Origin of the sequence: Ornithinibacillus contaminans (assembly GCF_001038425.2) — a bacterium.
GTDB lineage: Bacteria > Bacillota > Bacilli > Bacillales > Amphibacillaceae > Ornithinibacillus > Ornithinibacillus contaminans.
In genome coordinates this window covers 1-18,631 of sequence record NZ_LDPV02000023.1, presented here as the reverse complement: position 1 = coordinate 18,631, position 18,631 = coordinate 1, and the positions used below count along the sequence as shown (strand labels likewise).

The 18,631-nt window shown below is 39.4% G+C and carries 19 protein-coding genes; 9 read left to right on the top strand and 10 right to left on the bottom strand.

All coding sequences use genetic code 11. The features are described 5' to 3' along the window. Nucleotides 1–100: 100 nt before the first annotated feature. Nucleotides 101–973: a YitT family protein gene (locus JF53_RS05270; protein ID WP_047981510.1), complete on the bottom strand. Its 873-nt coding sequence runs from the start codon at nucleotides 971–973 to the stop codon at nucleotides 101–103. 244 nt (nucleotides 974–1,217) lie between these two features. On the opposite strand from JF53_RS05270, the gene JF53_RS05265 reads away from it, so the two are divergent. From JF53_RS05265 to JF53_RS05250, 4 genes are all read left to right on the top strand, one after another. After that, nucleotides 1,218–1,499: a YhdT family protein gene (locus JF53_RS05265; protein WP_047981511.1), complete on the top strand. Its 282-nt coding sequence runs from the start codon at nucleotides 1,218–1,220 to the stop codon at nucleotides 1,497–1,499. Continuing rightward, nucleotides 1,496–2,947, top strand: coding sequence for a sodium/pantothenate symporter (panF, locus tag JF53_RS05260; protein WP_047981512.1), 1,452 nt, complete (start codon nucleotides 1,496–1,498; stop codon nucleotides 2,945–2,947). The genes JF53_RS05265 and panF overlap by 4 nt, the downstream gene beginning before the upstream one ends. A 101-nt stretch (nucleotides 2,948–3,048) precedes the next feature. Then, entirely contained in the window at nucleotides 3,049–3,441 is a 393-nt protein-coding gene (locus JF53_RS05255) for a thiol-disulfide oxidoreductase DCC family protein (RefSeq protein WP_047981513.1), read from the top strand. Between the two features lie 107 nt (nucleotides 3,442–3,548). Then, on the top strand, nucleotides 3,549–4,619 hold the full coding sequence (locus JF53_RS05250; protein ID WP_047981514.1) for a DUF4097 family beta strand repeat-containing protein: 1,071 nt from the start codon (nucleotides 3,549–3,551) through the stop codon (nucleotides 4,617–4,619). Between the two features lie 57 nt (nucleotides 4,620–4,676). Here the strand turns inward: JF53_RS05250 and JF53_RS05245 are convergent, their stop codons facing one another. The 4 genes from JF53_RS05245 to JF53_RS05230 form a co-directional block, all read right to left on the bottom strand. Then, complete coding sequence (locus JF53_RS05245; RefSeq protein WP_047981515.1) at nucleotides 4,677–6,665, bottom strand: acetoacetate--CoA ligase; 1,989 nt, start codon at nucleotides 6,663–6,665, stop codon at nucleotides 4,677–4,679. 230 nt (nucleotides 6,666–6,895) lie between these two features. Then, nucleotides 6,896–7,420 carry a type 1 glutamine amidotransferase domain-containing protein gene (locus JF53_RS05240; RefSeq protein WP_047981516.1) on the bottom strand — a complete coding sequence of 175 codons (525 nt, stop codon included), beginning with the start codon at nucleotides 7,418–7,420 and terminating at the stop codon, nucleotides 6,896–6,898. A gap of 132 nt (nucleotides 7,421–7,552) precedes the next feature. Then, nucleotides 7,553–7,798 carry a hypothetical protein gene (locus JF53_RS05235; RefSeq protein WP_047981517.1) on the bottom strand — a complete coding sequence of 82 codons (246 nt, stop codon included), beginning with the start codon at nucleotides 7,796–7,798 and terminating at the stop codon, nucleotides 7,553–7,555. Between the two features lie 92 nt (nucleotides 7,799–7,890). Further along, nucleotides 7,891–8,340 (bottom strand): YueI family protein, encoded by a 450-nt coding sequence (locus tag JF53_RS05230; RefSeq protein ID WP_047981518.1) that lies wholly within the window; start codon nucleotides 8,338–8,340, stop codon nucleotides 7,891–7,893. 119 nt (nucleotides 8,341–8,459) lie between these two features. Here JF53_RS05230 and JF53_RS05225 point away from each other — a divergent pair, with 119 nt between their 5' ends. Beyond that, entirely contained in the window at nucleotides 8,460–9,101 is a 642-nt protein-coding gene (locus JF53_RS05225) for a lysoplasmalogenase (RefSeq protein WP_083443552.1), read from the top strand. 35 nt (nucleotides 9,102–9,136) lie between these two features. Here JF53_RS05225 and JF53_RS17060 read toward each other — a convergent pair whose 3' ends face one another. Together JF53_RS17060 and JF53_RS05220 are read right to left on the bottom strand one after the other, a co-directional pair. Continuing rightward, on the bottom strand, nucleotides 9,137–9,310 hold the full coding sequence (locus JF53_RS17060; protein WP_064965377.1) for a YfhD family protein: 174 nt from the start codon (nucleotides 9,308–9,310) through the stop codon (nucleotides 9,137–9,139). A gap of 113 nt (nucleotides 9,311–9,423) precedes the next feature. Then, entirely contained in the window at nucleotides 9,424–11,454 is a 2,031-nt protein-coding gene (locus tag JF53_RS05220; protein ID WP_047981520.1) for an LTA synthase family protein, read from the bottom strand. 243 nt (nucleotides 11,455–11,697) lie between these two features. Between JF53_RS05220 and JF53_RS05215 the strand changes: the two genes are divergently transcribed. Further along, nucleotides 11,698–12,561, top strand: a complete 864-nt coding sequence (locus JF53_RS05215; RefSeq protein WP_047981521.1) for a YitT family protein — start codon at nucleotides 11,698–11,700, stop codon at nucleotides 12,559–12,561. Between the two features lie 42 nt (nucleotides 12,562–12,603). Here the strand turns inward: JF53_RS05215 and JF53_RS05210 are convergent, their stop codons facing one another. Continuing rightward, nucleotides 12,604–13,398 carry a TIGR00266 family protein gene (locus tag JF53_RS05210; protein WP_047981522.1) on the bottom strand — a complete coding sequence of 265 codons (795 nt, stop codon included), beginning with the start codon at nucleotides 13,396–13,398 and terminating at the stop codon, nucleotides 12,604–12,606. 157 nt (nucleotides 13,399–13,555) lie between these two features. Between JF53_RS05210 and JF53_RS05205 the strand changes: the two genes are divergently transcribed. Together JF53_RS05205 and JF53_RS17680 are read left to right on the top strand one after the other, a co-directional pair. Next, complete coding sequence (locus tag JF53_RS05205; RefSeq protein WP_047981523.1) at nucleotides 13,556–15,508, top strand: aconitate hydratase; 1,953 nt, start codon at nucleotides 13,556–13,558, stop codon at nucleotides 15,506–15,508. Between the two features lie 26 nt (nucleotides 15,509–15,534). Further along, a complete protein-coding gene (locus tag JF53_RS17680) occupies nucleotides 15,535–15,699 on the top strand; it encodes a hypothetical protein (protein ID WP_169750781.1) in 165 nt (54 codons plus the stop codon). Between the two features lie 51 nt (nucleotides 15,700–15,750). Here the strand turns inward: JF53_RS17680 and JF53_RS05200 are convergent, their stop codons facing one another. Then, nucleotides 15,751–16,368, bottom strand: coding sequence for a spore coat protein (locus JF53_RS05200; protein ID WP_047981524.1), 618 nt, complete (start codon nucleotides 16,366–16,368; stop codon nucleotides 15,751–15,753). A gap of 233 nt (nucleotides 16,369–16,601) precedes the next feature. Here JF53_RS05200 and JF53_RS05195 point away from each other — a divergent pair, with 233 nt between their 5' ends. Further along, on the top strand, nucleotides 16,602–17,543 hold the full coding sequence (locus JF53_RS05195) for an MBL fold metallo-hydrolase (RefSeq protein WP_047981525.1): 942 nt from the start codon (nucleotides 16,602–16,604) through the stop codon (nucleotides 17,541–17,543). 223 nt (nucleotides 17,544–17,766) lie between these two features. Here JF53_RS05195 and mnmH read toward each other — a convergent pair. After that, nucleotides 17,767–18,631 (bottom strand): tRNA 2-selenouridine(34) synthase MnmH (mnmH, locus tag JF53_RS05190; RefSeq protein ID WP_157052464.1); only part of this gene is annotated, 865 nt, incomplete at its 5' end.

Sequence of the window (18,631 nt, the reverse complement as noted above, 5' to 3'; positions counted from 1 at the left end):
TTTAAAGTGAGGGGGGACAAAATAAAATAAAATAAGCAATGCACTATTCCCAGAGCGGATTATACCACCAAAACCTTTATTATTTTAAAAAGCAGTAATACTAATGAATATCATGCTTTTTAAAATTACCGCCTTTAACCTCTGACACATCGTATACAATAACAAACGCACTCTTATCAATCTCATATATAATTTCTTTCATTTTCGTTTCCTCTAATCGGTTAATAACACAAGTAATCTCCTTAAATTTCTCATTTGAATAAGCACCTTGAACAAGTTTATAGGTTGCACTTCTCCCTAAACGATCACGGATTGTATCCACCATTTCGTCCGGTTCACTCGTGATTATAGTATAGGATTTAGAACCACTAAAACCAGTTTCCACGATGTATATCACCTTCGAAGCAATATAATAAGCAATACCTGAAAGAATCGCTCCCTTTAGACCGAATACGGTTGAAACAATAATAAATACGAAAATATTTAAGAAAAGGATTAAATCACTAGTCCCAAATGGTAACTTGCGTGCTAGTAATACTGCAAGCATATCAATACCATCTAAAGCACCACCATTACGTAAGGCTAGTCCCATTCCAAACCCGATAATAATACCACCTACGACAGTTATTAGTAACGTATCTCCTTCTAAAATCGCTGGTATGTGGTGCATGAGTACTGTACCCGCTGATAACGATACGATACCGATAACAGAATAGATAGCAAAGCTTTTACCAATTTGTTTATAACCTAAAAATATAAAAGGTATATTTAAGATAGCAATTAGGATACCTAGAGGTAGATTGGTTAATTGGGAGGCTGTAATACTTAGACCAGTTATTCCACCATCTGATACATTGTTTGGAATCAACACGGTTTCTAATCCATATGCGGTAATAAAGCCCCCAATAATAATTAATATTGCTCGTAAAAACCATTTCAATTTACTAGAATTCTTGCTCTTGGTTGTTCCCATCAACATTCCTCAATTCTTACTAATTTACATCTTTACATTTATTATAACATTAGCCTTGGTATACTATCCTTTATTTTGCAGGAGCGTAAAGGATCTTTGATAATTGTTTAAATTTTTACACAATAATTATATTACTGTTATAATAAGCTTCAGAGTTATAAATTCGCGTATGTAATCATTTCTTTTGTCATATCGTTACAATATAGTATTATTGTGTTTGTACATATAAAGGAGGGGGTCTACAATGCAAGACAATAAAGATTTCCGAAATAAAATAGCTAACCGTGAAGCATTAATCGGTGTTGGATTAGTGATTATTAATTTTATTTGGTGGTATGCTTTTGCCTATGGGTTAGGAAGCAAGGATCCAGAAGAATATAAATCTATTTTTGGCTTACCAGATTGGTTTTTCTATAGCTGTGTACTTGGGTTTATTGTCATGGTGATATTGGTTGCTTTTGTTGTAAAAGTGTTTTTCGTTGAAGTTCCCTTTGATGATGACGAAGAAGGGGAGGAACAATCGTGAATATAACAGCACTAATTCCATTAATTATTTTCCTTATTATTATATTTATCGTCGGGTTGTATGCAGGTCGGTATGTTCAGACCTCTAAATCATTTATACAGGAATACTTTTTAGGCGAACGAAGCCTAGGTGGATTCGTACTTGCTATGACGATGACGGCAACCTATGGCAGTGCCAGTAGCTTTCTAGGTGGTCCTGGAACGGCCTATACCCAAGGGCTTGGTTGGGTACTGCTTGCGATGTCACAAGTAGCTACTGGGTATTTTGTATTGATGATATTAGGTAAAAAGTTCGCCATTGTGACACGGAAGTATAAGGCAATTACAATGGTTGATTTTTTGAAGGAACGTTATAAATCCACACCAGTAGTTGTGCTTTCTGCCATTAGTATTATTGTCTTTTTATTTTCAGCGATGGCTGCTCAGTGGATTGGTGGCGCTCGACTTATTGAATCCTTGACAGGAATGGAATATACAACCGCATTGTTTATCTTTGCGCTTTCCGTACTTGTCTATGTTACGGTTGGTGGATTCCGTGCGGTAGCATTAACAGATGCCATTCAAGGTAGTGTTATGTTACTTGGGACACTAATCCTTCTTATCGCTACGATTATTGCTGGTGGCGGTATCTCTAATATTATTGCTGACTTAAGTGCGGAGAATCCGAACTTAATCACGCCATTTGGAGCGGAGGGCACATTAACACCTGCCTATGTATCCTCATTTTGGATTCTGGTTGGGGTCGGGGTTGTTGCGCTGCCGCAAATTGCCGTACGTGCCATGAGTTATAAAAATGCTAGGTCAATGCATCGTGCCTTGATCATCGGTACAATCGTGGTTGGCTTTATTATGTTAAATATGCATTTAATTGGTGTGTTTGCAAGACCGATTTTACCAGGTATTGAAGTTGGCGATAAGGTGATGCCACTATTAGCCCTTGAGGTAATGCCTAATTGGCTAGCTGGAATCGTTCTGGCTGCACCGATGGCAGCAATTATGTCCACGGTTGATTCATTACTAATTTTAGTGAGCTCAACTATTATTAAGGATGTGTACATCAACTACGTGCGACCAGAAGCTTCTCATAACCAAATTAAGAAGTTAAGTATTACGATTACAGCCGTTCTAGGTGCGATTGTCTTTGTACTCGCGCTGAATCCGCCGGACCTAATTATCTGGTTGAATTTGTTTGCGTTCGGTGGACTTGAAGCCGCGTTTATCTGGCCAGTTGTTCTAGGGCTATATTGGCGAAATGGAAACAAATACGGTGCGTTAGCGTCCATGATTGTTGGGGTTGGGTTATATGTATTATCTGACTTTAACTTATTCCCGCAACCATTTGGCATGCATGCGGTTGTCTTGCCGGTTGTTGCTTCGTTAATTGCATATGTAGTGATAAGCTATGCAACAAAAAAATTAATCCCAAATGAATTAAAACCAATATACTAATCGGAAAAAGCGCTCTTGGATGAGCGCTTTTCCTGTATTCAGCAATAACTAAATACGATACAATAAAGATAGAGAAACGGTATGGAAAAGAGGGAATCATGATGCAACGAATTATCATATTTGATGGAGAATGCAACCTCTGCAATGCAAGTGTCCAATTCATTATTAAACGGGATCCGACAGCACGGTATAAATTTACATCATTGCAAAGCGAAATTGGTCAACAGCTATTGCAAGAAAATCGTATTCCGCCAACATTGGATAGTTTTATTTATATAGAGAACGAGAAGGTTTATAGTAAGTCGACTGCGGCACTAAAGGTTTGCAGGCGGCTTGGTGGCCTATGGAAACTAGCGTATGTGTGTATTATCATCCCTAGACCGGTAAGAGATTTGGTATATGAATGGGTTGCTCGAAATCGTTATAAGTGGTTTGGGAAGCGAGATAGTTGTATGCTACCATCTCCGGAATTACGTAGTCGCTTCCTTGATTAATTAAAATTCAGTCTATAGACGGAGAGCTCCTCCTTCAGTAGTATGTTGTGATAGATTCTTAATATTGTAAACTAGAGATAGTTAAAGAATACAGGGGAGTTGGTCATATGGGAAGCAAGCAAGGAATCCTAGCGCGCTTTATCAATCGTTCACGAGAAACAATCGTCCAGGAAAAATCTATTGAAGTTGAGAAATTAAAACATCTGATTGTATCAGCAACCAGTGTAGAATTAGAAATAGTTGTTCATGAGCACCCTAGAGTTGATATTTTATTCAAAACCTATGAAGGTGGACCAGAATTAAAGACCGAGCAAACGGAAGATTCGTTAATCATTAACGCTAAAAAAGAAGGGAAGATGACCATAGTCATGTTTGGCAATATGCCAAAATGTCATTTGGTAATCAATGTACCGAAAGAGATTGCGGAACATTGGGATGTTTCGACGACATCTGGAAAAATAACTACTGCACAGATACTTGCACAAACCATACGATTACGTGCCGTATCAGGCAGCATTGCCTTATCCGAGTCTAGTGCAGGAAGGCTTACGATACATGCCACTTCTGGCAAGCTGAAAATTAGAGATGTGAAGGTTGAACAGCTCAACTTCGACGTTACATCTGGGAACGTGGATATCGCTTCCGTATACGGAGATATCGAAGGAGAAGTGCTCTCAGGTAAGATAAATATTGCGAATGTAAAAGGGCAGAACTTAGAACTAAAAACCGGCTCTGGAAAAATTTATTTGCAAGACAGTTACATGGAAAATGTGGAAGTAAGTTCGAGCTCAGGTCGTATTGATTTACAACGGCTCCACGCAGATGCAGTACGGACCATCGTTTCGTCTGGTAATATAAAACTTACTGATGTACACGGCGCTCTTAAGGGGCGAGCGTCCTCTGGAAATATTACGCTTAACTTGGAAGACAATACAACGGTAGACCTAAGTACTGGTAGTGGCAATATTTATGTAGAATTTAAAGAATACGAATTAAATACAGCATTTGATATTCAAACAAGTTCAGGCAATATTGTTACGAATATACCAATGCAGATAGAAGACAGGCAAAAGGGAAGTCTTCGCGGAAAAGCTGGTGAGGGTGATCATCTAATTAGACTAAGGACCACCTCTGGAAAAGTAGTGATGGATACTACAAAGTCTGCGATCGTTAATTAATGAAAATAATAAAGCAGGAGAGAGCCGAAAACTCTTCCTGCTTTTAATGTTGTTCTATTAAGATTTTGTTCGAATCACTTCTTTGGCAAATGTCTCAAAGTAGTGCAGTGAACTTGGATTACTTAAGGATCCTCTGTTGACGACCTTCTCTACGGATTGCCCCATAAGTATTTTTTTTACAGGTACTTCTAATTTTTTCCCATTTAAAGTCCTCGGTAAGTCTTGGACGGGAATGATTTCGCTCGGTACATGTCTTGGTGAACATTGTGTTTTTATTTGTGTATGAATAGCCTGCTTCACGTCTTCGGTCAATTCCTTGTCGTCATTCATCACGACAAAGAGTGGTACAAAGGAATCGCCATTTTCTAACGGAATATCAACTATTAAACTATCATTAATTTCCTTTATCTGATCAACTGCGCGATAGATTTCACTGGTGCCAATTCGAATTCCTCCGCGATTAATGGTAGCATCAGATCTGCCGTAGATAACACAGGTACTACGATTGGTGACTTTTAAATAATCGCCATGACGCCAAACACCACGGTACATATCGAAGTAGCTCTCATGCATCCGACTGCCATCTGAATCGTTCCAAAAATAAATTGGCATCGACGGGAAGGGCTCTGTTAATACAAGCTCACCGACTTCTTCTACCAGTGGTTTTCCGTGCACATCAAAGCTTTCGATTTTAGCACCTAGACCTCTGCATTGTAGCTCACCAGCATAGACAGGAAGTACTGGTGAACCTAAGATAAAGGCAGTACAGACATCGGTCCCACCACTTACAGAAGCAATCCACAGATCACGCTTAACATTGTCATAGCACCATTTAAAGCCTTCTGGCGGTAGCGGTGAACCAGTTGAGCTAATATTTTTTAACGCACTTAAATCGAATTCATCCCCAGGTGAAATGGTATCTTTCATGCAAGCAGTTATATAGCTTGCGGATGTTCCAAGTACGGTCATCTTCGTGCTTTCTGCAAGCTTCCATAGCTTCTGCTTGGTTGGATATGCAGGATTTCCATCATATAAGATAATAGCACTTCCGGTAAGTAATCCACTAACAAGAAAATTCCACATCATCCAGCCTGTTGTCGTAAACCAAAAGAATCGATCATCCGCTTGTAAATCAGTATGGAAGGTTAACGCCTTCAAATGCTCAAGAAGTATGCCACCTTGACTCTGTACAATAGGCTTTGGTTTCCCAGTTGTGCCAGATGAAAATAGAACCCAAAGTGGATCATTAAAATCTACCTGTTCATAGGTAAGCGCTGCATGTTGGTTTGTTAGGGCATGTGACCATAGTGTGACATGATTAAGCTCGGTAAATGTGTATGTGGTATCCAAGTATGGAATTCCAATGGTCGCCTCTAGTGTCGGTAAGGAAGCTTGAATATCCTTGACAACGTCCGTTCGATTAAATGCCTTACCACCGTACCGATAGCCATCCACAGTAATTAGGACCTTTGGTTCAATTTGCTTGAAGCGGTCTATCACACTTTGTTTCCCGAAATCTGGTGAGGCGCTGGACCAAATAGCTCCTAGACTGGCAGTAGCCAGAAAAGCAACGATAGCTTCATAAATGTTTGGGATATAAGCAACAACCCGATCGCCTTTGGTAACACCTAGGTTTTTTAATGTATGTTGTAGTGCAGAAGTATCGTTATACAGCTGTTTCCAAGTAACCTCGGTAGTAGAACGAAGCTCGGAGGAGTGGATTATTGCAGTCTTATCCGATATATAATGTTTAAAAATATGCTCCGTATAATTTATTTTTGCCCCTTCAAACCATTTAGCTCCAGGCATTTGATGGGAAGATAGAACGGTTTGATAGGGCTGAGATGACTGTATGTTAAAGTATTCCCAAATGCTTTCCCAAAAGTCCTCCAAATCGGTAACAGACCATTCCCAAAGAGCGGGATAGTCGGTAAATTGAATGCCTTTTGTTTCCGCAAGCCAATTCATATAGGCAACTAGATTGGATTTTTCAATTCGATCAGGACTTGGTTTCCAAAGTAAGGCGCCCTCTTTTATTGGTTTCATTATTTATTCCTCCCCCCATCCGTATCATTATTCTTATTATATGAAAACGGTTTCTATGTGTAAAGAATGGTCAAGCATTCCCATCGTATTATAAGAAAGAGGCTAGGAAATAAGTAAAATGAAAAGATAAAATTATGAACAATGCACTAATCCCGAAGCGGGTATTACGCGCAAATTCGGATTTTATCTTGTCAAAAGTACCTATGACCCAGCCTCGAGTGATGTTTAATTTAGTTTTCTGCCAATATGTCCGCGAATGCTTTCACATATGGAGGTAAATCTGGTGGGCGGCGGCTCGAAATAATATGCCCATCAACGGTTACAGGCTCATCATACCAAGTTGCACCAGCATTGGTCATGTCATCCTTAATCCCAGGTGTGCTGGTAACTTTTTTACCTTGGAGTATATTGGCTGAAATTAATACCCAGCCAGCATGGCAAATTTGTCCGATTGGCTTTTTCGCTGCATCCATTTCTTTAATGAACTGTAATACCTCTGGATAGCGTCTTAATTTATCCGGTGCCCATCCACCAGGCACTAATATGGCATCATAGTCTTCCGTCTTAATAGCGTCAAAGGCATAATCTGACTCAGCGGGCACGCCGTATTTCCCGATATATTTTTTCTTCGCTTCTTTTCCTACTAAATGAACGGTAGCACCTTCTTCTTGTAAACGTAAGATAGGGTACCAAAGCTCAAGATCTTCGAAATCATGTTCTACAAGGGCAATTACTTTTTTATCTTTTAATCGCATAATAACCTCCATTAATCTTGCTATGGGACTCACTTAATAGTGTTTTCCTTTTACTAAGTGTATCAGAAAATGAGATACAATATGAATTAATATCACTTGAATGAATAGTAAAAACCACAGTGTCCCTGTGGTTTAAGATGGAAGCTCTGCAAATTTAATAAATGTGTTTTCGTCCTCGACTAGTCCGCATGAGCCACATTGCACGCGATATTTTGGACCATTATACGCTGTGTGGAAAGGCTCTAATTCACTATTGGAATAATCGTTTAAAACGTCACCAGTTTGTGGATCTAATTTAACTGGTTTTGCGGTTTGTTCAATAATATTAAAGCGTGAACGATTTGTTTTACAATTTGGGCATCGGTATTTTTGCGGCATGATAAACACCTCCGCTAGTAGTATTCGTTTGTTTTCTTTGTTTATGCAGTAGTCTACGTATATTACCTATGCTCGTATTAATACCTCACCCTTTATCGGAAGAACTTTTTAAGTTTAGAAAGTATGCCTGGTGAATTATTTTCCTCTTTAGCTGGGGTGTCCGGCTCTTGCTTTTCATCTTCTACGAATATAGTTTCTTTGTCGATTGCGTAGTTATAGGTCAATACAGCGCCTATGTCAGTGTCCACCTCTTCGTTACTAATTACTGTGTAGGGGATATTGTATTTCTTCGCTAATTCTTTTTCAGCAGTAAGGAATTTAGAAGCAATTTTTCCATTAAAAAGCAATGTTGCCTTTCGGTGCTCTTTCATGGTTTCTTCTAATTTTTGCAGTCCTTTATCCGTCATAACCTGCCCAATGGTTAAGGCGATTACAATTCGTTCCCGCAATGTACCAAGAAAATAATCCCGTTCCTCTTGTTTCGGTAAACGGGTTCCATATATGCCTTCTGTAAGATAGTCTTCCACGTTTTTCTTGCTCATCTGAATTCCTCGCTTTAGTCGTTTATGTATTTTTATTGTATAGGAGTTGGTCTATTTTAAGCAAAGAAAGAGGTTTTTATGAAAAGCTTATCGAATACGTATGGAAAGAGGGGGGGAAAATGATGATGATCGTTCTTACTAGTGTGATTATCCTATCGGCAATTATTTATCATCGCTGGGCTATCCAACAAAATAATCGATTCATTCGATACCTGTTGAAACCAGGTACGATACTACTTATCATCTTACTTGCTATCTTTGGTTCAGAATTTGAATCAACCTTCAGCCACTGGGTAGTGATTGCCTTAATTTTTTCTTGCGTTGGTGATGTATTTCTGATGTTTCATGAAAAGTGGTTTTTAGCAGGTTTAGTTAGTTTTTTATTAGCACATCTCTTGTATAGTATAGGAATTATGGCATCGTTTACGCTAACCATTGGGGGAGAGGAACGTGTTGCTGGTGTCTTGCTTTTGCTCGTATCGGTACTTTTTTTCTATGTACTTTATCCTTCTGTGAAGCAAACGGGTGGGCATATACTTGTATTGGCTGTTGCGGTCTATATTATCGTCATTGCTACTATGGTGTGGCTTGCTGTCTTAACAAATGTAACAATACTGATCCTAGCTGCCTTATTATTTTTTATCTCGGATGCTATTTTGGCTCTAGATCGATTTAAACAACCGTTTAAATGGGCAGAGCATCTTGTGATGAGTACGTATTTTGCAGCGCAGCTATTATTTGCGTTAAGTATAAGTGTATAGGTGCACTTATTGAGAAAGGCACCTATACGAAACAGTTATTTCTGTTTTGCTCGTCTATCTGCGGCTTTACTGCGTTCTCTAGCTACCACATCATCGTGATCAGCTAGTTCCTCTGAATACTCTACATCAATTCCATCACTTACCTGATGCTTAGGAGTTTGAGCAAGAAAATTGGTTCCTTTTGAACGATTATGGTCTCCGCGTCCCATAACTTCCACCTCATTTCTGGAGTATTCAACATTTAGTATAGGCCAAGTAAGCAATTTCATTAGTATAAAAAAAAGTAATCCAAAGGAAAATTTTCCTCTGGATTACGTAATGGTTATTCTTGTATTTCAGGGTTAGTGGCTTCTGGTTGTTCTTCTTCCACTTCGCCATCTTCGTTTTCTTCGGTTACAGACTCTTCTTCCTCTTGTTTAGAAGGTACTACACCAGATTCATTACCATAACGGTATATAGATGGATCTACTGGAGTCCAATCGTCATTTGGTGAATAGAAACGAAGTAAATCACCGTTTAGAAGCTTATCAGAAAGCTCAAGCTCATGTAGAACTTCATCTTTTAATTTAAGCATTTCTTCCGTCGGCTCGATTTCTTCACCTGTTGCATTATCGTAGTAGATACCTGATACAACTGTATATTCAGGTGTAACGTAATCCCCTCTACGGAAAGGTACAAACTCTTTATGTCCTTCTGAGAATAGATCCGTTCCGAATTGGATATAATCCTGTGCATTTATACCTAACAAGTGAAGTAGTGTAGGCATAACATCCATTTGACCGGAATACTCATGGACAGTACCTTTTCCTTCCATGCCAGGTACTTTGATTAATAATGGAACACGTTGTAGCTGTGCATTCATAAATGGTGTAATTTCTTCACCAATGATTTCTTTCATTGCTCGGTTATGGTTTTCAGATATACCATAGTGGTCACCATATAGCAGGATAACAGAATCCTCATATAATCCAGCTTCTTTTAAATCATTAAAGAATTGTTCTAGTGCTTCATCTAAATAACGTGCTGTTTGGAAGTACGTGTCAACAGATTTATCGCCAGTTTCAGCAGGAGCAATTGTTGCATCTTCCTCACCAACTAAATAAGGATGGTGGTGGGTAAGCGTCATTAAGTGCGCATAGAATGGTTGATCTAATGATTCAAGTAACGGCATGGATTCTTCAAAGAATGGCTTGTCTTTTAAGCCATAGTTGATAACATTTTCTTCGCTCATGTCATAATAACTTGCATCGAAATACGTATCAACACCGAATTGCTTGTAAATCTCATCACGGTTCCAGAATGATTTGTAATCACCGTGGAATACAGCGGTATGATAATTCTGATGTTGATGTAAAATAGCTGGTAGTGCTTGGTACGTATTTGTACCTCGTGTCACAAACGCAGATCCTTGTGGTAATCCGTATAAGGAATTATCCATAATCAATTCTGCATCAGCAGTTTTACCTTGTTCGGTTTGATGGAAGAAATTATCATAGTACGTAAAATCCTGGTTCGGGTCATTGACTAATGAATTTAGGAAAGGAGTTACCTCTTCGCCATGTAATTCATAATTAATCAAGAACGATTGGAATGACTCTAAATGGATTTTAATAATATTCTTACCTTCTGCAATCCCAAATAATTCTGGATTTGGTTCTGCGAATTTGTTCTTCGTATAGTTCTCTACTTCTGTAATATCATCACTGTCAGCTAGTACACGTTGTGATGATGATTTAACGTTTTGTATGGCATCATATATTGCGAAATTATATATTCCTAAATACTTCACAATATAATTACGGTCAAATGTCCTTTTGAGTAGCTCTGGTCTATCCGCTTCTGCTAAGCTCAAGTTCAATGAAAATGCAATTAAACCAATAATGAACACAAGAATTGGTTTTCTGCGGCTAATTCTTTCTGTACTCCAGTCTTTTTTAAACCAGATATATAGTGCAATTAGAACAATGATGTCTAATGCATAGAAAATATCTGTCCATTGTGTAAGACTAGCAATACTTCCGCCTAAGCTACCAAAGTTATCGGTTTGAGTCATTGTTGGTAGTGTAATGTAGTCATTATTGAAACGATAATAAACAACATTCGCGTATAAAAGTATGCTCATTAGAGAATCAATAATAATTACCCAAATCCCAGCTCGTTTTCCTTTAGCAAATAGCCCAATACCTAGAAAAATTAGTGCAGAGCTAAGTGAATTAAAGAAAAGTAAAAATGCTTGGGTGTCATTTTGGACGTCTAAATTAAATTCATTTACATATATCAGATACGATTTTAACCAGAGTAAAATTACGGCTACAAAAAAGAAGGACATTTTTGAACGAAAAATATTTTTCATCGTATTCACCCCATCTTTTTTCTGTTACAACATGATTCCTCTCTTAAACAAGAAAGTCGTCAAGGTTTGATTTTAACGCAAATCTTTCTAGTAATCAAGTAAATTGTAAAAAATTTCTATTGGGAAAGTCTGGTTAACGGCCAGTCCTACTATTTTGATGCCGTAACATGAGTGTATTCATTAAAATACAAAGCTATGATAGAATAATATTTGCTTGTTTGGATATAGAAAGGAACATAGAAGATGACTTCACAACGTAGAGTACTATTGAAAGAATATTTGCTAGTTATCATTGGCGCAACATTAGTAGCGGCTTCTTATAATATATTTTTACTTCCATCAAAATTAGCTGCAGGTGGTATTTCTGGGGTAAGTACAGTTTTATTTGAAATGTTTGGACTTAGCCCGGCGCTCACACAGCTGGTCATTAACATTCCAATATTTATTATTGGTTGGCTTACGCTAGGCAAGGACTTTGGTGGGAAGACATTAGTAGGAACGTTTTGGGTGCCGCTGATGATTGGGTTAACAGCTCATACGCCAATTACTGTAACGAATCCACTGTTAGGGGCATTATACGGTGGGATCGTGCTCGGAATTGGCCTCGGGATTGTCTATAAGGGTAAAGGATCAACTGGTGGTACGGCTTCGATTGCTCAGATTGTTAAAAAGTTTACCGGGATATCAAGTGGTTATTCGCAATTAATTGTCGATGGAATCGTTGTTATTTCTTCTATTATTGTGTTTAGTCTAGAACTAACATTATTTGCTTTAATCGCGATTTATATTTCGAGTAAGACGATTGACTTTGTTCAGCTTCGTACATCAGCTTCCAAATTAATAGTTATTATTACAGAAGAGGAAGAGAAGGTACAGGGGTTAATTCGTGATGGCATTGATCGCGGCTTAACCAAGGTAAAATCGGTCGGAGGTTATTCGAATACGGATAAGACACTAATCTTCTGTGTTGCGGAACAGCAAGAAGCTGTTAAGTTAAAAGGATTGCTTTTGCAAGAGATACCAACTGCCTTTGTTATTTTCCTAAATGCTTCCGAAATTCTCGGACGGGGTTTTTCATTAGATAAGTATTATGGGCAAAAGTTATAAAAAATAGAAAGCGCACCTTTCGATGGAAGGGTGCGCTTTCTGTTATTTTCTATCTCCACCTAGAATATCAAACAATCCTCCGGCGATACTTCCCTCGCCTTTTGATCCTCCACGCTGTGGTGCGGCAGCAAATATTCTACTTGCTAGTCTAGAAAATGGTAGGGATTGAATCCAAACGGTTCCAGGTCCTCTTAACGTAGCGAAGAACAATCCTTCACCACCAAATAAGGCGGTTTTAATCCCACCTACAAATTCAATATTGTAATCAACGTCACCAGTCATCGCTACTAAACAGCCTGTATCTACCCGAATTGATTCCCCCGGTTGTAATTCGCGTTTATGGATAGTCCCGCCGGCATGTACAAATGCCATGCCATCTCCTTCTAGTTTTTGCATGATGAATCCTTCTCCACCGAAGAAGCCTGTTCCAATTTTACGTTGAAATTCAATGCCAACCGCGACCCCTTTGGCAGCAGCTAAAAAAGCATCCTTTTGGCATATTAATTTCCCACTCACTTCACTTAGGTCCATTGGAATGATTTTTCCAGGATATGGGGAGGCGAATGAAACATGCTTCTTGCCAATACCTTCATTGGTAAATGCGGTCATAAATAAGCTTTCACCTGTTAAGACACGCTTTCCAGCTCCAAGTAATTTTCCCATTAAGCCACTTTGACTAGAACCTCCATCGCCAAAAATTGTTTCCATGCGGATTTGGTCATCCATCATCATTAAACTTCCTGCTTCTGCAATTACCGTTTCCTGTGGGTCTAATTCTACCTCAACAAATTGCATGTCATCACCATATAATTTGTAATCAACATCATGGTTATTCATGTAAGACATCCTCTCTCGTAATAGCACTTTTAGTCCATAATACGTATGAAAATCGGATTAGATTCATTATTTAATCGTCTATATAAATAATTCTTTACCAATTTCCATAAACTATCAATGAGAGAATAAATGGAAAATGTAGGAGGAAGAACGTTAGATGCCATTAACGATTACACAAAAGTTAATTCAGGATCATCTTGTATCTGGTGAAATGGTACCTGGAACAGAAATCGGGTTAAAAATTGATCAAACACTAACCCAAGATGCGACAGGTACGCTTGTCATGTTAGAGCTAGAAGCGATGAAATTAGAACGAGCGAAAACAGAGGCTTCAGCCCAGTATGTGGATCATAATCTTATCCAAGTCGATAGCAAGAACCCGGACGACCATTTATTTTTACATAGTGCAACGAGACGCTTTGGTCTTTATTACAGTAGACCTGGTAATGGGGTAAGCCATCCTGTCCATATGCAACGGTTAGCAAAGCCGGGTAAAACATTATTAGGATCAGACAGCCATACCTGTGCCAATGGGTGTATGGGGATGCTTGCGATGGGAGCAGGAGGAATTGATGTTGCGTTAGCTATTGCAGGTGAGCCTTTTTATGTGAAGATGCCACAAGTGTGGGGAATAAAATTAACAGGAGAGCTACCCGATTGGGTAAGTGCTAAAGATGTTATTCTCGAACTTCTTCGCCGGCATGATGTAAAAGGGGGAGTAGGAAAGGTTATTGAATATTATGGACCGGGATTAGAGTCGCTAAGTGCAATGGACAGACATGTCATTGCCAATATGGGAGCAGAGCTCGGTGCAACAGGAACGGTATTCCCGTCGGATAAGGAAATTAAACGATTTTTAAAGGAACAGGGAAGGGAAGAAGATTGGATTGAATTAGTTGCCGATAAAGGAGCAACCTACGATATTAATGAGGAAATCAATCTGTCGGAAATGGAGCCATTGATTGCTAAACCATCTAGTCCTGGAAATGTAGTTGCCGTTAAAGAAGTAGCTGGAACTCCGATTTATCAATCGTATGTGGGCTCATCTGCTAATCCAGGGTTCCGAGACTTTGCGATAGCAGCGGAAATTGTCAAAGGAAACCATATCGCAGATGGCGTGTCTTTTGATATTAATCCAACCTCCAGACAAATGCTAACCGATCTCGTAAAAGAAAGTCATATTGCTAGTCTCTTGCAAGCAGGTGCAAGGCTTCATCAAGCAGGCTGCAATGGCTGTATTGGGATGGGACAAGCACCAGCAACTGGGCGAAATAGCTTGCGTACAACCCCAAGAAATTTCCCTGGTAGATCTGGAACACGAGAGGATAGTGTGTTCCTTTGCAGTCCGGAAACCGCAGCAGCATCTGCATTAAAGGGTGAGATTACGGATCCAAGGACATTAGACATGGATTATCCAAAAGTAACTGGGCCAAAGAAACCGACTATCGATGTGAATTTATTGGATACGCCATTGCCATTAGAAGAGGCGAAAAAGGTGGAGCTACAAAAGGGGCCAAACATTGCCTCTATTCCAGACATGGATGAAATGCCGGATGAAGTGGCGATTCCTATTTTACTGAAAATGGGGGATAACATTTCCACCGATGAAATCCTTGCTGGTGGAGCACGTGTCCTACCATTCCGTAGTAATTTACCAGAAATCAGTAAATTCACCTTTGAAATTATTGATGAAACATACTATAAGCGTGGAAAAGAGACGGTTGGCAAAGGTGGTCATGCAGTTGTTGGAGGCTTTAACTATGGGCAGGGCTCATCTCGTGAGCATGCGGCATTGGCTCCAAGATATTTAGGTTTACGCATTGCCTTAGTAAAGGACTTTGCTAGAATTCATTGGCAAAACTTAGTGAATTTTGGTGTGCTACCGTTAACCTTCGTGGATGAAGCGGATTATGACAAATTAGAACAGGGCGATGTATTGGTAGGGAGCGGGTTGCGAGCAAAAATTAAGCAAGGGAACGAATTTAGTTTGCAGGTTAAAGGTAAGAATCAAGAAATTAAAGTAAGACATACACTGTCAGAACGTCAGATTGAAATTATGCTTAAAGGCGGTATTATCAATTGGGTGAAGGCACGTAATGTAACGGCATAACATTCAGGAAGGAGCGGAGTTTTTTTATGGTGGATCGCAATCAACAATGTAAGGCTTGTGAAGGTGTAGGAATGTTAGCTGATGATGAAGGCTGGCAATATCGATGTCCAGTATGTAATGGCGATGGCATCTATTCACAGACAGAGGCAAAGGTCATGTCTGTTGATGAAAATAATCGATTGTTGGATTAGGAAAGGAGGGTATTCGAGTTTTTCGAACACCCTCCTTGATTCTCTTCTTCATTAGTGAGGCATTGTACCTTGAATTGGTGCATGACCATTCATATAAATCTGCATATCTTCTTGCTTTAACTGCGGTACTTGGTAATATTGATGTTTATTTTGATACAAGAAGACTTCATAAGCCATTTCAATGATGTTTGGAATGCTATCAGCAAACACTCTGCGCATCACCGGGTTTGTTGCTTCTAATGCTGCTAGCGTAAAAGCAGACGCATTCGATTTTAGCACACCCATCATAAAACCAGTGATACATTTATCATTGATTTCAGATACTGATTGCGCAGGTTGCTTCGGCTGTGATGGTGTCATCCCATAAATAACATCATTACCAGTGGACATATTATACGTTTGCGTTTTAACACTAGGTTCATTACCCGTTTTCAGTGTTTCAATAACGGTATTATACGTTTGTGTTAAAAATGCTTTATGCTGCTGCATGATGGTTTTTAGCTGCGGATCTTGAACATATTGCTCATAAATAACATATTGTTCCATACCACCAACTAAACCATCAATAGCTTCATGAGCATCCATTATCTCATGGCCACCATGGCTTATAGTTGCAGGCATTTGTGAGGTACCCTTTAATTGTTGATTCGGTTGTTGATTCAAATTCATTTTATTGCCTCCTTATGAAAGAATCGTGATTATTATCCACCGTTTTGAAATGAATATCCCACCCAGAAAATAGTTAATTTGAATGTTGTTGGATCGTGTGAGTTGCCAATCTTTGGTGTGCTTATTTCACCTGTGCAAAGGATAAAATAATGGCAAATATCCCTTTTTACCGATGAAAAATGGACTGAGAAGTGCTACGATGAATGTAAAAGAGGTGGAGGGAGAATCGTGCCATGAAAGAACCAATCCAACTACATGATCGCAGATACGTAATAGATGGTTTTGATATGGGAATTCCAGTACGTACAGGAACCTATGTCTTAGCGGAAAAGGAATTAACAATTATTGAGACTGGACCAAGTCCATCGATTCAATATGTGAAAGCTGGACTAGAGGAATTAGGCTATACATTAGATCAAGTAAAATACATCATTGTTACCCACATTCATCTCGACCATGCTGGAGGAGCAGGCTTTTTACTAAAAGATTGCCCGAATGCAACTATTATCGTCCATCCAAGAGGAAAGCGGCATCTGATTGAGCCAAGAAAACTAGCTGCCGGAGCAAGAGCAATCTATGGCGAGAGCTTTTCCGATTTTTTCGATCCGATTGTTCCTATCCCGGAAGATAGGTTAGTTGAAAAGAGCGAAGGAGATACCCTTGCGATTGGTCCTGACTGTGTGCTTCGTTTTTTGAATACACCAGGACATGCGAAGCACCATTTTAGTATTTATGATCCAGTAACTAATGGAATGTTTACGGGTGATACAGTTGGAATTCGTTATGAACAGCTAACGCGAGAAGGCATCGATTTGTTTTTGCCAACAACATCACCAAACCATTTTGACCCAACTGCTATGCAGGAGTCCATTGAACGAATGCTTGAAATGAATTTAGATTATATCTATTACGGGCATTTCGGAATGACCGAAAAAACAACCATCGCTTTACATCATGTTTTGGAATGGCTGGAAATTTTCGTAGAAGAGGGTCAACAAGTCTTCTCAGAAGGAAAAAGCTACGATGTCCTAGCAGACCGCTTGTTTAATCGTGTCAAAGATCATCTAAGACAACTACACTTTCCCGATGAACATCCTGTCTACGTGTTGATTAATTTGGATATGCAGGTGAGTTCGCTAGGGATTATTGATTATTTGCAGAAGTTGAAGCAGTGATGGGTGGAGTTGTTGGTGTGGCTACAGCAGGCTCTGGTACTAAAGTGAGCGGATTTCGTGCAGAAGTTACTCAGAGAAGCGGTCTCTAAGGAAGTACTGCGAGGATTTCAGTCAAAAGTTACTCAGAGAAACGAAAGCATAGACGTGACGTCATAGATCCACACAACATTAATCAAAAAACAGGTATACAGCTCATAAACTAAGCTGTATACCTGTCTTATATCTACAATCCAACAAGCTGTTTAAATAATCCCTTCGATTTCACCACACCAAGCACCTTCAAATAAGCATCTTCCACATTATCTGCCTCTATCACAATTCGCTCCCCTTGAGAATCGCTAGCGGTATATTGATATTTAGGGTCATAATAATGTGTTAATAAAAGCTTTGTTGCTTCGGCGAAGTCGCCGGCTTGTAGTGCGTCATCGATATCCTTGGCAACGGGAGTATGAATTCGCTTTTGGATAATTTGAAATGCCTCCTTGAACTTCTCGGGATTATTCCAGGGTTGGTAATCGTCCAAAATCGTCCGTACTCGTTCTTCTACTGGTAGTTGAATGACTAGCTGTAGCCCGTTTTCCTTCTTTTGGTATAGAAAGTCAGGAATCGTAACCTTTCCGATCCGTTTGCTTTCACCTTCTACAAAAACAAAGTTTTCTTGCTCGTATTTCAGCATTTTTTCTACTAATAGTGATTCAAACCGTTTTTGGTTACTTGGGTTTAATCCAATGTGGCCGAAAATGGACCCACGATGGTTAGCCATTTGTTCAAAGTCGATAACCGGAAACCCGTTGTCTGCGAGTTTCTTTAAAATAGCGGTTTTTCCGGTTCCGGTAAAGCCATTCAACACTATGAATTCTGGTTTGAATTGCTTCTTCTCTAATACGTCCACGACAAAATGGCGGTAAGTCCGAATACCACCTGCAAGTCTTGTTGCATGGATTCCCATTAGATCAAGAACGGTTGCGGCTGTTCGGCTACGCATCCCGCCACGCCAGCAAAATACCGATATGGCGCCTTCTGGCGGGAGCGGTGAACCAGTTGAGCTAATATTTTTTAACGCACTTAAATCGAATTCATCCCCAGGT